This window comes from Bacillus fungorum (assembly GCF_002746455.1).
In the GTDB taxonomy this organism is placed as follows: Bacteria; Bacillota; Bacilli; order Bacillales; family Bacillaceae_G; genus Bacillus_A; species Bacillus_A fungorum.
In genome coordinates this window covers 96,847-111,050 of record NZ_NWUW01000014.1, presented here as the reverse complement: position 1 = coordinate 111,050, position 14,204 = coordinate 96,847, and the positions used below count along the sequence as shown (strand labels likewise).

Below are 14,204 nucleotides of genomic sequence, written 5' to 3'. Positions count from 1 at the left end.
AGGAGCAATAGATGAAAACAAGAATTTTACTGTTAGGATGTAAATCTTCTTATATTTTTAACAATATCTAAAACTTGAGAATTGTAACTGGAATAGGGGAGGTAAATGATTTGATCGCTTCTATCAGTAAAATTTGTAAAATTCTAAATTGTTTTACAGGTGATGAGCCTGTGCTGGGTAATTCGGAAATAGCGGAAAAGCTAAATATGAATGCAAGTACGGTTCACCATCTTGTTCGTACGTTGTGTGCAGAAGGAATGCTCATACAAGATGAGCAAAGAAAATATAGATTAGGTTGGAAATTGTTAGAGTGGGGAAATCAAGTCATGTTTCAGCAAGAGATTTATAGTGGAGCGATTCCACTTGTTGAAGAGCTTGTAAGAAATTTTAGTGGTACTGTGCATATCGGTATGTTTGATCGTGGTGATGTTGTATTTATATTGAAAGTTTCATCAAAGGAGTCCATTCAAATTTCAACGCACGTTGGATCAAGAGAACCTGCGTATTGTACAAGCACAGGGAAAGTACTGCTTTCATTTCATTCAACTCCGTTAGAATATACTTCAGAAAAAGGGCTTTTACGAAGAGCGCCTAATACAATTACTTGCGTCAAACAATTCCAGACAGAGTTACAAAAGATTCGTAAACAAGGTTATTCAATTAGTGATAATGAAAATGAGCATGGATTGTATGGAATTGCAGCTCCTATTCGATCTTATACTGGGAGAACCATTGCGGCGCTTAATATTGTTGGACCTATATCGTATATGCAGGGAAGTAATCGTGAAATCATAATTCAAAGTGTGATGAATACGGCAAATTTGATTTCCAAGGAATTTGGCTATTTGGAAATTTAACTTTAGAAGAAAAGAGGTGAGAATCATTTATATACATGAGCAGTGTATACCGGAATTAAAGAAATCTATTGTTTCAATTGGTGCTTTTGATGGTGTGCATAAAGGTCATCAAGTGGTTATTAAAAATGCGGTTGAGAAGGCAAAAGCATTAAAGATAACAAACGTTGTGTATACATTTGATCCACCACCACGTTCATATTTTCAAGGAGCGCAAGTATTAACGACTATTGATGAGAAGGTGAAACATCTTCAAAACCTTGGTGTTGAACATGTAATTGTAATTCGGTTTGATCAGTCTTATATAAACAAAAGCGCAAGTTGTTTTATTCAAGAAATAAAAAGGTTAAGCCCTGTAGAAATTTTTATTGGTCAAGATTTTAAATTTGGAAAAAATCGTGAGGGAAATATTGAATTGCTAAGAGAACACTTCAACATTTCTATAGTGAAAGATGTTTGCTGTGATGAAGGTGAGCGAATATCTTCAACGAGAATTAGAGATTATGTCTACCATGGGGATTTGCAAAAGTCTAGCTCTTTACTCGGTTGGTCTTTTTAAAACGATATAAATAAAAAGGAATCATGAGGAGGAAATAATATGTCTAAAACATTGCAATCTTTTAATTTACTAAAATGGATTGATGAGAATAAGGAGTTATTGAAGCCACCAGTAAATAACAAAGTTATTTGGCAAGATTCAGAGTTTATCGCCATGATATTAGGTGGTCCAAATAGAAGACGTGATTTCCACGTAGATCCTTCAGATGAATTTTTCTATCAAATTAAAGGTGAATGTTATGTGGAATGTATTACAGAGGAAGGTAAGCGGGAAGTCGTCACAGTAAAAGAAGGGGATGTATTTATGCTACCAGCTATGGTGCCGCATTCACCACATCGTGTTGCTAACACATATGGACTCGTAATTGAAAGAAAACGTAGTCAAGGAGAACTTGAGGATTTCGTTTGGTTCTGTGACGAATGTAATCATGAAATGCATCGTGTACGTGTCCAATTAAATGATATTGAAAAACAAGTAAAAGAAGCGATTCATAGTTTTAATTCAAATAAAGAAATTCGAGCATGTAAAAACTGCGGTCATATTATGCCAGAGGAAGTGGAGGAATGGAAGTGCGAATAGATTTTCATACACATATTATTCCTGAAACTTTTCCAGATTTTGAAGAGAAGTTTGGTGGCGGTCGTTGGCCGATATTAAATCGGACTTGTACATGTGGTGCAAGTATTATGGTTGGAGGTAAAAATTTTCGGGACGTGACAGACCAAGTATGGTGTCCTAAGAAAAGAATTGAAGATATGGATCGTGAAGGTGTTGATATTCAAGTTTTATCACCAATTCCTGTTACATTTTCGTATTGGGCCAAACCAGAGGAAGCTGAAAGTATGGCACGTATTCAAAATGATTTTATTGCAGAAACAGTTTTAGCATATCCAGATCGTTTTGTAGGGTTAGGAACGGTTCCGATGCAAGATGGAGAAACTGCAATTCGTGAAATGGAGCGTTGTATAACGGAATTACATTTACATGGTATTGAAATTGGTACAAACGTAAATGGTAAAAATTTAGATGACCCATCGTTTATTGAATTCTTTCGGATGGCTGAAAAGTGGCAAGTTCCAATCTTTATTCATCCATGGGAAACATTAGGTCGAGATAGAATGCCACATCATAATTTTATGTACACAGTTGGGATGCCGAGTGAAACGGCACTTGCGGCAGCTACATTAATATGGAGTGGGATAATGGAGAAGTTTCCACGGCTAAAGGTTTGTTTTGCGCATGGCGGGGGTTCTTTCCCATATATTTTGCCAAGGTTAGATCAAGGTTGGAAAGTATGGCCGCATTTACGATTGACTACGCATCCTCCTAGTTATTATGCAAAGAAATTTTATTTTGATTCTTTAAATTATGATCCTATTAATTTGAAATATATGATTGAAAGATTTGGATATGAAAAAATTTTCATGGGTTCAGATTATCCGTTTTTATTGCGAGAAGTGGACCCGGGAAAGGTGATTGATGAAACAGCTGGTTTATCAGAGGAACAAAGGGCAGCGATGCTTGGGGGAAATGCTGCGGAATTTTTAAATATTGATATAAAAAAACGAGGTGTAGCATATGCAGAGAGTACAAACACCTGAGGATAAACTAAGTGAGTTAGAAATTACACTACCAGCTATTCGCCCAGCAGTTGGAAATTATGTTAGTTGTGTAAGAGTAGGTAACTTATTATTTACTGCTGGACAAGGTGTAGATGAGTATCACGGGAAATTAGGAAAAGATATTTCAATTGATGAAGGATATAAAGCGGCAAGGCAATCGATGTTGAATTTGTTAAGTGTTGTGAGAAATGAACTAGGTGATTTAAATAAGATAAAACGAATTGTAAAAATACTTGGTTTTGTAAATAGTACGGAAGATTTTATTAATCAGCCAAAAGTAATGAATGGGGCATCGGATGTATTGGTAGATATTTTTGGAGAAAAAGGAAAACATGCTCGCTCAGCAGTCGGTATGGCCCAATTGCCTAATAATACAACAATTGAAATTGAGATGGTTTTAGAAATTGAGGAGTAGGAGGTAAGGAAGGTGAACAAAGAATTATTAGCGGACAAACTGAAAGTGAAAGATGCGAAATTGTTTATTGATGGACAATATGTGGATTCTGTATGTGGTGAAACGTTTGATACATTCAATCCAGCGACGAATAGAAAGCTTGCATCTATTGCAAAGGCAAATGAAGAGGACACCAAAAGAGCAATTGATGTGGCAGAACGTACATTTAAAAGTGGTATTTGGAGTAAAATTCCAGTGGAAGAACGCTCACATATTTTATGTAGAATGTCGGATTTAATCATGGAAAGGGTAGATGAACTAGCGTATATAGAAACTCTTGATGTTGGAAAACCAATTAAAGAAAGTAAAGGATTCGATATACCACGTTCGGCTCATAATTTTCGCTTCTTTGCTGAAATGGCTAAATATATGGTGCACGAGCACTATGACAAACATAACTTTATGTCATATGCAAAGTATGCTCCTGCGGGAGTGACAAGTTTAATCATTCCTTGGAATTTGCCATTTATGCAAATGACGTGGAAAGCATCAGCTGCACTTGCTTCTGGTAATACTGTTGTTGTCAAACCGGCCTCTTATACTCCATTAAGTGCAGTTATGCTTGGTGAAATTGCAAATGATGCAGGACTTCCACCAGGTGTACTTAATATTATTACAGGTCCAGGAAATACTGTCGGGACAAAAATGACAACACACCCAGCTGTTAGAAGAATTTCATTTGTTGGAGAAAGTAATACAGGCAAGACAATTATGCGTAATGCATCAGATAACTTAATTCCTGTTTCATTAGAATTAGGAGGTAAATCAGCAAATATTGTATTTGATGATGCAGATTTAGATGAAGCAGTACAAGGTTCAATTGAAGCTATTTATCGGAATCAAGGAGAAATTTGTTTAGCTGGTTCAAGATTACTTGTGCAAGAAAGTGTATATGAACAGTTTTTAGAGGAATTTGTAGCGGCTGTAAAAAGAATAAAAGTTGGAGATCCTCTTTCTGAAGATACAGATATGGGAGCGCTTGTATCAAAATCTCATTTAGAAACAGTTGATCGCTATGTAGAAATAGGAATTTCAGAAGGGGCAAAATTAGCCTATGGTGGAAAAAGAGTGGAAAGTTTAGTAGAAGGAAATTTTTATGAACCTACTATTTTATACGATGTTGATAACAGTATGCGTGTAGCGCAGGAAGAGATATTTGGTCCAGTGCTAGTTGTTATTCCATTTAAAACGGAGGAGGATGCAATTCGCATTGCGAATGATTCCATTTATGGACTAGCTGGAGTTGTTTGGACAAATGATCTTAGACGAGCGCAACGAGTGGTTTCACAAATTGATTCAGGCTTACTATGGATTAATTGTTGGTATGTCCGAGATTTACGTACTCCGTTTGGCGGTTCAAAGGCAAGTGGAATTGGTAGAGAAGGTGGACGGCATAGTTTCGAATTTTATACGGAAGCTAAAACGGTAACGATGAAATTATAAGGATAATATTTTAACTTAACATACAAAGAGCTCCCATCTGGTGTTTATAAAAATAAGTAGATGGGTGGGGGCTAGTTACAATGTAAAGGATTTAGGATATATAAATTAAAAAAATGAGGTGAGAGCAATTGTTAATTAAAGAATTAGCTGATGAACTATTACGGGCTGAAGATTCACGTGTAGGGATACCTCCTTTTACTGAGAGATATGCTAATTTATCTGTTGAGGATGCTTATAATATTCAACTTGAAGTAGTAGAAAGAAAGTTGGAGAATGGGCGTTGTGTAATCGGAAAGAAAATTGGACTTACGAGTGTTGCGATGCAGCAGATGCTTGGGGTAAATGAACCAGATTATGGACATTTGTTAGATGACATGAAAATAGAAAATGGAAGTACAATCGCAATAAGTTCGTTTGTATCTCCGAAAGTAGAAGCAGAAATAGGATTTATTTTAGAAAAAGATTTAAAAGGGCCTAATATTACATACATTGATGTACTAATGGCAACGAAGTATGTTGTACCTACACTTGAAATAATTGATAGTCGTATTTCTGATTGGAAAATTAAATTGGTCGATACGGTAGCGGATAATGGCTCGTCAGCGAAAGTTGTAATTGGGAACACATTTTCTAGCATTGATAAAGTAGATTTACGTACAACTGGAATGACACTTTATAAAAATAATAGTTTAATTGCAACGGGTGCTGGTGCGGCTGCATTAGGGCATCCTGCACAAGCTATTGCTTGGTTAGCTAATAAACTACATGAATTTAATATTGGATTAAAAGCAGGAGAGTTAATTTTACCAGGTGCGTTATCTGGTGCAGTCTCAGTGAATAGTAAAGATAGTATACAAGCTGACTTCGGTTCACTCGGATTGGTTTCTGTTACATTCATTTAGGTTAAAGCGCTAAACAAAGGGGGGATAGGTGTGCAGAAAGTAAAGGCGGCTATAATTGGATCAGGTAATATTGGTACGGATTTAATGTATAAATTAAGAAAAAGTGAAATCATAGAGCTGAATGCCATGATTGGAATAGATGCAGAATCGGATGGTTTAAAGAGAGCGAAAGAAGCCGGATACGAGGTTTTTGATAATGGAATACAAGCAATTATTGACAATCCAAGCTTAGCTGATATTGTATTTGATGCAACCTCAGCTAAAGCACATAGTTATCATGCGAAAACGTTAGAAGAGCTTGGTAAAATAGTAATTGACTTAACTCCGGCTGCATATGGGCCATTTGTTTGTCCTGCTATTCGAAATAATGATTTTTTGGATAAGCAAAACGTTAATATGATTACGTGCGGCGGACAAGCAACGATCCCGATTGTTCATGCTATTAATGAGGTGGCAAATGTTACATATGCAGAGATAGTTGCTACAATTTCCAGTTTAAGTGCAGGACCAGGTACAAGGGCAAATATTGATGAATTTACAATTACGACAAAGTGTGGGATTGAAGAAATTGGTGGGGCTGACAAGGGGAAGGCGTTAATTATTTTAAACCCTGCAGAGCCACCTATATTAATGAGAGATACAGTATATTGTGAAGTTAAGGATATGGATGAGGTTTCTATCCATGAAGCAATTCATAGGATAGTTGAACGGGTTAGGACGTATGTTCCCGGTTACTCTTTGAAACAAGAGCCAATGTTTGATGGGGATCGTGTAACTGTATTTTTAGAAGTTGAAGGAGCTGGGGATTATTTCCCTCCTTATGCCGGTAATTTAGATATTATGACAGCGGCGGCATTAAAAGTAGGTGAAGAATTTGCAAAGCAAATCATTTCGGAGAAGAAAAGAGGTGTAATGAATGAGGCGAAATAGTGAAAGACCAGTGAAAATAACGGAAGTTTGTTTACGTGATGGAAGTCATGTAATGAAACATCAATTTACAGAAGAGCAAGTTCGATCTGTTACAAGGGGATTAGACGAGGCTGGTATGCATTATATCGAAGTGAGTCATGGAGACGGTTTAGGTGGTTCTACCTTACAATATGGAAAATCATTAATTAATGAGATGAAATTGATTGAAGCCGCGGTAGATGAGTGTAAGCAAGCTAAAATAGCTGTCTTGTTAATTCCTGGTATTGGAACGATTCATGAATTAAAGCAAGCTGCAAATATCGGTGCGAAACTTGTTCGTGTAGCAACCCATGTAACAGAGGCGGATGTTTCAGCTCAACATATTCATTTTGCTCGAGAATTAGGTATGGAAGTGTGTGGTTTTTTAATGATGGCTCATTCTGCACCGGTTGAAAAACTAGTAGAACAAGCAAAACTTATGGAGGGGTATGGTGCTGAAGCAGTTTATGTAACAGATTCTGCTGGGGCTTTATTGCCTCATGAAGTACGTGAACGTATTCGTGCTTTGCGTCAATCTTTAAATATTGAAATTGGTTTCCATGGTCATAATAATCTTTCGGTTGCAGTAACGAATACAGTGGTAGCAATTGAGGAAGGTGCGACACGTATTGACGGAAGCGTCCGGTGTCTTGGAGCAGGAGCTGGAAATGCTCAAACAGAAGTATTGCTCGCTGTTTTGGATCGTATGGGATATAAGTTAGATGTAGATTTATATAAGATGATGGATTTAGCTGAGGAGGTTGTTGCTCCTTTATTGCCTGTACCACAAGAAATTCAAAAAGGAAGTCTTGTAATGGGATATGCTGGTGTATACTCTAGCTTTTTAGTGCATGCTGAAAGAGCGGCAAAGCGCTTTAATGTAGATGCCCGTGATATTTTAATAGAACTTGGGAGAAGAAAAGTAGTTGGAGGACAAGAGGATATGATTTTAGATGTAGCAGCAGAATTAGCGAAGATAAAAACGGGGGTGTAAAAGATGGCTTTAGTGAAAGGGGCAGATATAGAAATTGTGGAGTATTTACTTCAAGCTGAAAAAGGAAGGAAAGAAGTAGTAAAAGTAACGGATAAGCACCCTGATTTAACAGTAGAAGATGCTTATAAATTGCAAAAATGTTTAATTGAACAAAAAATGAGCGAAGGTTCTAAAAGAGTTGGTGTGAAACTTGGATTAACGAGTGAGGCAAAACAACAAATGATGGGGATTGATGAAGCGATTTACGGATATTTGTTGGACGATATGCTAGCATTCGAATGGGAGCCATTGCAATATGAAACGTTGATTCATCCAAAAGTAGAACCAGAGATTGCCTTTTTAATGGGTGAGGATTTACAAGGAACGAATGTGACAGCTGATGATGTATTAAAGGCAACGAAATATGTTGCGCCAGCTTTAGAGGTTATTGATAGTAGATATGTAAATTTTAAATTTACATTACCTGATGTAGTAGCAGATAATTGTTCATCTTCAAAGTTTTTGTTGGGAAGTAAATGGATTGATGTTAAAGATATAGATTTAGCTAATATCGGTATGGTTATGTCGAAGAATGGTAAGATTGCTACGACTGGGACAGGAGCAGCTGTGCTGGGACATCCAGCAGAGGCAATTGCTTGGGCGGTAAATAAACTTGGTTTACAAAATGAGGGATTAAAAAAAGGTGATATCGTATTAAGTGGGGCATTATCTGAAGCGATTGCATTTAAAGCAGGAGATTCTATAATTGCACAATTTGATGATTTAGGAAGTGTAGCGATGTTTTGTGAATAAATAGTAAAGCGAGAGATAAAAATGCCTATTATACAAATTCAAATAATAGAAGGTAGAAAGCAGGAGCAAATTCAAAATCTAATATTAGATGTTACAGAGGCAGTTGCAAAAAAACTAGATGTAGATGTTGGACGGGTTCGTGTTTTAGTGAATGAAATCCCAAGTTCACATTGGGGAATAGGAGGCAGATCTAAAGCTAGTGTAGATAAAAAATAGTTGATAATAAAAGCAATTTTCATTCTTTTATGAATGGGGATTGCTTTTAATGTTTTGAAAAGTTTTAATAATATGTTAAAATTTATTCTTGGTTTTAAGGAGATAAGGGGGAATAAACATGCAAATACTACTAATACGCCACGGAGAATCAGAAGCTGATATCTTAAACGTACATGAAGGACGAGCTGATTTTGAATTAACAGAAAAGGGAAGACAGCAAGTGCAAAGACTTGTACAGAAAGTGAAAGTAGATTTTCCGCCAGATTTCATTTGGGCAAGTACATTAAAACGTGCTCGCGAAACTGGTGAAACGTTAGCAGAAGGAATTGGATGCCCAATTCAATTAGAAGAGGAACTAATGGAGTTTAATAATGGGGTACAAGCTGGCTTATCATTTGAAGAGGCAAAAAAATATCCAGAGCCAAAGTTTCTTCATGATCGTTTTGAAAACGGGGAATCATTTATTGAATTTAGAATGAGAGTAGAAGGCATCTTTTCTAAAATCGTGACAGAGAATACATATGACCGAATTGCAATCGTTGCACATGGTGGTGTAATAAATAGTCTATTACGTGCGTTTTTCAAAATGCCAATTTCAATGGATTATTATTTTAAAATGGGAGATACGGGAATAAGTTTAATTGAAATTGATGGTGAACAAAAAACGATACATGTCATTAATGATACGAATCATTTGGACGGGATGTAAAAACCTATGTATAAAGTAGTGTTTTTTGATGTTGACGGTACGCTTTTAAGTGAGATTGACAGAAGTATGCACGATAGTACAAAAGAAGCGATACAAAGATTAATAGATAAAGGGATTCATGTAGTTGTTACTACAGGGAGACCATATAGCTTATGCTCGCAATTTAAGGAATTAGGTATAAATACGTTTATTTCTGCAAATGGTGCACATATCAAGTGTGGAGAAACAGTCCTACATAAATCGGTACTTTCTAGTGAAATCGTTCATGATATTTCGGGGTTTGCTGAATTACATGGTCACGGTATTTCTTATTTTACAGAGGATTTTGCAATGAACGGAGTAGCCCCGGATAATGAGCGTGTAATGCAAGCGCTTAGCGAGACGTTACATTTAGGGAAGTATCCTGAAAAAAGCAGGGATTTGTCAGAAGACGTCTATTGTCTATGTCTGTATGCGGATGAAATAGAAGCTCAAAAATTTATTGAAAAATACCCAATGCTTACATTTGACCGTTTTCATGGCTATGTCATAAATGTATTGGAAGATAAGAAAGTATCAAAATTAACTGCTATTCAAAAGGTATTGGATCACTTAAACATTTGTAAATCAGAAGCCGTTGCTTTTGGTGACGGTAGAAATGATATTGAGATGTTACAGTATGTAGGATTAGGGATTGCAATGGACAATGGCGGAGAAGAGTTAAAAACAAGAGCCGATTTCGTTACAAAGAAGGCGAGTGAAGGTGGTATTGCTTTTGCCTTAAAGGAGTTTCGTATTATTTAAAGATAATAGCCAGTCAGTTTGAAAAATCCTGTTTGAATTGCAGGATTTTTTTGTCTAACAATATTCTTGCAATAAAAGGAAAAAGGTGAGTATAATTAAAATTAGTTAGGTAAACTAATTAATTAAAAGGAAAGGAGAGTGAAGATGAATGGGTTCAAGAAAAGATTCTCTTCCTTTAGGGATTGGACCATATGCAGAGCTAATAAAAAAGACAGCATCAGCAGATACGGATCCAATTGCAGCAAAACTTGGTTTGTTAATGTTATGGACGTCTGATAATGTTCTGGATGCTGTTGACGTAGATTTAGCTCCGCTTGGTATTTCAGAAAGTAAATTAGATTTTTTATTGTTGTTTATTTTACGTGAAATGGAATCAAATGGGGAAGAAGTGAACATGAGTCCTTCGGATATTGCGAGTCGATTAGGAATAACACGTGCTTCTGTCACTGGTTTATTAGATTGGATGGAGAAACGAGAGTTAATCGTAAGATTCCATCATTCTGAAGATCGAAGAAGATTAAAAGTGAAAATTACTCCGAAAGGAAAAGAACTAGTTACGCAATCTTTACCAACTTTTTGGTTATCTTGCGCTTCGTTAGTTGACGACTTTAATCAAGAAGAGCGTCAAATTTTAGAGAAGCTATTAAATAAAATGCAAGTAACTATGCAGGTGAAATTAGGAGAAGGTAGATAAATAAGTTGATTATGAGGGTCAACTTATTTATTTGGGAATATAATTAGTTTACCTTATTATAAGTTTAGCTAACTTTAAGTGTCAGTCATAATTTTTCGATGTAATTAAAATAAGTAACAGTTAAAGAAATACTATTTTGAGTGCTTTAGAGGCTTTAAATTAATAAAACAAATCGTATTAAGGGAGAGATAATTAGGATGGAAATAGGAAAGGAAATAAATAGTGAAAAGAATTACATAATAATGACGGTTGTATTATGTTGGTCGGGTATGGTAGTTATGTCTAGCTTATATGTAACAATCCCTTTAAATGCTCTATTTTCAGACCTTTTTAATGTTTCACTAGCGCAATCTGCAGCGACAGGCAGTATATTTTCTATTGGCTTTGCTATAGGATGTTTGTTATTTGGTGCAATCTCTGATAAATATGGGCGAAAAAAAGTAATCTTCATTGGATTACTTGCTCTGTCGATTATTTCTTTTTCTTTAGGGTTTGTAGATAATATATTTTGGCTTGTTATTCTTAGAGGATTACAGGGGATTGCAGCAGCTACATTTTCTCCGGTAGCGTTAGCCTACGTTGTAGAAATGTTTCCAGTAGAAAAAAAGGTTACAACAATAGGATTTGTTAGTACCGGTTTTTTAGTAGCTGGAATTGTAGGCCAGGTAATAAGTACGGTTGTTAGTCAACATTTTGGATGGCATATGGTGTTTTTTCTTCTTAGCATTGTCTATATGATTACTGCTGTATGGGTTCAGTATTCTCTTCCGAAAGGGGCGACATCTCAATCCTATACTGATATTTTGGGACCAGTTAAACAGATGGGTAAAGTATTTACACATAAAAGCTTAGTATTGAGCTATATGATTGCGTTTGTTTTATTAATGGCGTTTGTTAATATGTATACTGTTTTAGGGAGTTATTTGAGCTCTCCTATTTACAATTTAACTGCAGAACAAATCCTTTATTTTCGCTTAGCGGGGCTATTTGGTATGATGCTGTCACCACTTGCGGGTCGTTTAACAAAGATGTTCGAAGTAAGGAAAGTCCTGCAGGGTGGATTATTGGTCGCTATTTTTAGTCTAAGTGCAATGGGCTTTGTTTCGTACTTGCCTCTACTTGTCATAATGAGTGTCTGTTTTGTAATAGGTATTGCTATATCAGTTCCGTCTTTAGTTGCTCTTGTTGGCCAATTAGGAGGAAAAGCAAGGGGAATAGCAGTTTCTATTTATACTTTTATTTTATTTTTAGGTACTAGTATAGGACCCATCATTTCTATTTATCTTTTGAAAACAGGAAGTTATGCTCAAACATTTATTTTATTAGGAATGATACTTTTTATTGGTTTTATAGCTTCTCTATTTATAAATAATGAACATATATTTAATGATATGTAGATTGGATAATGAATGAGTGGAAAATCACTCAAATAAAGGAATGTGAGGATCTTTCGTATGCGCACATAATAAAATATGAATTTGTCCACGATGGTGATAAAAATGTGCAACAATTTCAAGCAACCATTCAAATCGTGAATAAGAAATACCCCAATAAGCAGTCTTAATTTCCGCTAATTGTTCATTGGAATAGGATAAAAAAGTTTTAGAAAGTAAATCATAGCCCTGTATCATCGTTTGTTGCATTTGCTTAATTGTTTCGGGTGTTTGTTCTTTATAGAAAGTATGTAGTTGTTTTTCCGTAATACCATTTAAAATGAGTAGATCTGCATGACAAATAAGAGAAAGATGTGCACACATTTCAAATAGAGATCGCTTTGAGTGAATGGGTTGTATTTTTAATTCGTCTTCTTTATATTGGTTAAGCATTTGAATAGAAGTGTCAACAGCAACTTTAAGTTGGTGCAATGCAGATTGAACAAACATTGTAATTCTCCTCATCTCCGTATATAATAATTTCTTAAGGGTATTATATCATGCTCAAAATTCCGAAAATTCTAGTAGTTTGACTAGCATATTGAAAAGTATTATATTGTAAAAGGTCATATGAAACGTGAAATAGAATGGAATGCAATTATTGAGTTAGGAGTTAGACCAATGAGTTTGAATTATGGAAGAGATACAATTATTGAAGTTGACTTAAATGCAGTAAAACATAATGTAAAAGAATTTAAAAAACGTGTGAATGATGAAAATATTGCAATGATTGCTGCTGTAAAAGCAAATGGGTATGGCCACGGGGCAGTTGAAGTTGCGAAAGCCGCAATTGAGGTAGGAATAAATCAGCTTGCAGTTGCATTTGTAGATGAAGCGATAGAGTTAAGAGAAGCAGGAATTAACGTGCCGATTTTAATTTTAGGTTATACATCAGTAGCATCTGCGGAAGAGGCAATTCAATATGACGTTATGATGACTGTTTATAGAAGTGAAGACTTACAAGGTATAAATGAAATCGCAAACCGTCTTCAAAAGAAAGCGCAAATTCAGGTGAAAATTGATACAGGAATGAGTCGCATTGGTTTACAGGAAGAAGAGGTTAAACCATTTTTAGAAGAATTAAAACGTATGGAGTATGTAGAGGTAGTAGGAATGTTTACACATTACTCTACGGCAGATGAAATCGATAAATCATATACGAATATGCAAACAAGTTTATTTGAGAAAGCTGTCAATGCAGCAAGAGAATTAGGAATTCATATCCCATATATTCATAGTTCTAATAGTGCAGGATCAATGGAGCTTAGCAATACATTTCAAAATATGGTTCGTGTAGGTATTGGAATTTATGGAATGTATCCTTCAAAAGAGGTAGATCATTCAGTTGTTTCTTTACAACCTGCGTTGTCGTTAAAATCAAAAGTAGCTCATATTAAACATGCGAAGAAGAATCGCGGTGTAAGTTATGGGAATACGTATGTAACGACTGGTGAAGAATGGATTGCAACTGTACCGATTGGTTATGCTGATGGCTATAATCGTCAGTTATCTAATAAAGGGTATGCATTAATAAATGGAGTTCGAGTACCTGTTATTGGCCGTGTTTGTATGGATCAGCTCATGTTAGACGTTTCAAAAGCAATGCCAGTACAAGTTGGAGACGAAGTAGTATTCTACGGTAAACAAGATGAAGAGAACATCGCAGTAGAAGAAATAGCTGATATGCTAGGTACAATTAACTATGAAGTTACATGTATGTTAGACAGAAGAATTCCACGTGTGTATAAAGAAAATAATGAAACGACTGCTGTTGTAAATATACTAAGAAAAAACTGAATCG

The 14,204-nt window shown here is 35.7% G+C and carries 17 protein-coding genes; 16 read left to right on the top strand and 1 reads right to left on the bottom strand.

Annotated elements, in window-relative coordinates:
* The first annotated feature begins 110 nt into the window (after nt 1-110).
* The 15 genes from CO726_RS19435 to CO726_RS19365 all read left to right on the top strand — a co-directional run bounded on the left by CO726_RS19435 (nt 111) and on the right by CO726_RS19365 (nt 12,367).
* Complete coding sequence (locus CO726_RS19435) at nt 111-857, top strand: IclR family transcriptional regulator (protein WP_099685358.1); 747 nt, start codon at nt 111-113, stop codon at nt 855-857.
* Nucleotides 858-873: 16 nt separating this feature from the next.
* The gene (locus CO726_RS19430) at nt 874-1,413 is read left to right on the top strand and encodes an FAD synthetase family protein (RefSeq protein WP_099685357.1); all 540 of its coding nucleotides are present in this window, start codon (nt 874-876) and stop codon (nt 1,411-1,413) included.
* A gap of 39 nt (nt 1,414-1,452) precedes the next feature.
* Complete coding sequence (nbaC, locus tag CO726_RS19425) at nt 1,453-1,992, top strand: 3-hydroxyanthranilate 3,4-dioxygenase (RefSeq protein ID WP_048552176.1); 540 nt, start codon at nt 1,453-1,455, stop codon at nt 1,990-1,992.
* Nucleotides 1,977-3,014, top strand: a complete 1,038-nt coding sequence (locus tag CO726_RS19420) for an amidohydrolase family protein (protein WP_099685356.1) — start codon at nt 1,977-1,979, stop codon at nt 3,012-3,014. Before nbaC ends, CO726_RS19420 begins: the two co-directional genes overlap by 16 nt.
* Complete coding sequence (locus tag CO726_RS19415) at nt 2,992-3,450, top strand: RidA family protein (RefSeq protein WP_098760516.1); 459 nt, start codon at nt 2,992-2,994, stop codon at nt 3,448-3,450. Before CO726_RS19420 ends, CO726_RS19415 begins: the two co-directional genes overlap by 23 nt.
* A 12-nt stretch (nt 3,451-3,462) precedes the next feature.
* On the top strand, nt 3,463-4,932 hold the full coding sequence (locus CO726_RS19410) for an aldehyde dehydrogenase (protein WP_099685355.1): 1,470 nt from the start codon (nt 3,463-3,465) through the stop codon (nt 4,930-4,932).
* A 128-nt stretch (nt 4,933-5,060) separates the two neighbouring features.
* Nucleotides 5,061-5,834, top strand: coding sequence for a 2-keto-4-pentenoate hydratase (locus tag CO726_RS19405; protein ID WP_099685354.1), 774 nt, complete (start codon nt 5,061-5,063; stop codon nt 5,832-5,834).
* 30 nt (nt 5,835-5,864) lie between these two features.
* The gene (locus tag CO726_RS19400) at nt 5,865-6,764 is read left to right on the top strand and encodes an acetaldehyde dehydrogenase (acetylating) (RefSeq protein WP_099685353.1); all 900 of its coding nucleotides are present in this window, start codon (nt 5,865-5,867) and stop codon (nt 6,762-6,764) included.
* Complete coding sequence (gene dmpG / locus CO726_RS19395) at nt 6,751-7,776, top strand: 4-hydroxy-2-oxovalerate aldolase (protein ID WP_099685352.1); 1,026 nt, start codon at nt 6,751-6,753, stop codon at nt 7,774-7,776. Before CO726_RS19400 ends, dmpG begins: the two co-directional genes overlap by 14 nt.
* 3 nt (nt 7,777-7,779) lie before the next feature.
* On the top strand, nt 7,780-8,568 hold the full coding sequence (locus CO726_RS19390) for a 2-keto-4-pentenoate hydratase (RefSeq protein ID WP_099685351.1): 789 nt from the start codon (nt 7,780-7,782) through the stop codon (nt 8,566-8,568).
* A 15-nt stretch (nt 8,569-8,583) separates the two neighbouring features.
* On the top strand, nt 8,584-8,784 hold the full coding sequence (locus CO726_RS19385; protein ID WP_281259847.1) for a 4-oxalocrotonate tautomerase: 201 nt from the start codon (nt 8,584-8,586) through the stop codon (nt 8,782-8,784).
* 118 nt (nt 8,785-8,902) lie between these two features.
* Nucleotides 8,903-9,493 (top strand): histidine phosphatase family protein, encoded by a 591-nt coding sequence (locus CO726_RS19380; RefSeq protein WP_099685349.1) that lies wholly within the window; start codon nt 8,903-8,905, stop codon nt 9,491-9,493.
* Between the two features lie 6 nt (nt 9,494-9,499).
* Nucleotides 9,500-10,276 carry a Cof-type HAD-IIB family hydrolase gene (locus tag CO726_RS19375; RefSeq protein WP_099685348.1) on the top strand — a complete coding sequence of 259 codons (777 nt, stop codon included), beginning with the start codon at nt 9,500-9,502 and terminating at the stop codon, nt 10,274-10,276.
* A gap of 148 nt (nt 10,277-10,424) precedes the next feature.
* Nucleotides 10,425-10,970: a MarR family winged helix-turn-helix transcriptional regulator gene (locus tag CO726_RS19370; RefSeq protein WP_099685347.1), complete on the top strand. Its 546-nt coding sequence runs from the start codon at nt 10,425-10,427 to the stop codon at nt 10,968-10,970.
* A gap of 197 nt (nt 10,971-11,167) precedes the next feature.
* Complete coding sequence (locus CO726_RS19365) at nt 11,168-12,367, top strand: MFS transporter (RefSeq protein ID WP_136699750.1); 1,200 nt, start codon at nt 11,168-11,170, stop codon at nt 12,365-12,367.
* Nucleotides 12,368-12,391: 24 nt separating this feature from the next.
* Here CO726_RS19365 and CO726_RS19360 read toward each other — a convergent pair whose 3' ends face one another.
* Entirely contained in the window at nt 12,392-12,853 is a 462-nt protein-coding gene (locus CO726_RS19360) for a DinB family protein (protein ID WP_099685346.1), read from the bottom strand.
* A 171-nt stretch (nt 12,854-13,024) separates the two neighbouring features.
* On the opposite strand from CO726_RS19360, the gene alr reads away from it, so the two are divergent.
* On the top strand, nt 13,025-14,200 hold the full coding sequence (alr, locus tag CO726_RS19355; protein ID WP_099685372.1) for an alanine racemase: 1,176 nt from the start codon (nt 13,025-13,027) through the stop codon (nt 14,198-14,200).
* Nucleotides 14,201-14,204 lie beyond the last annotated feature (4 nt).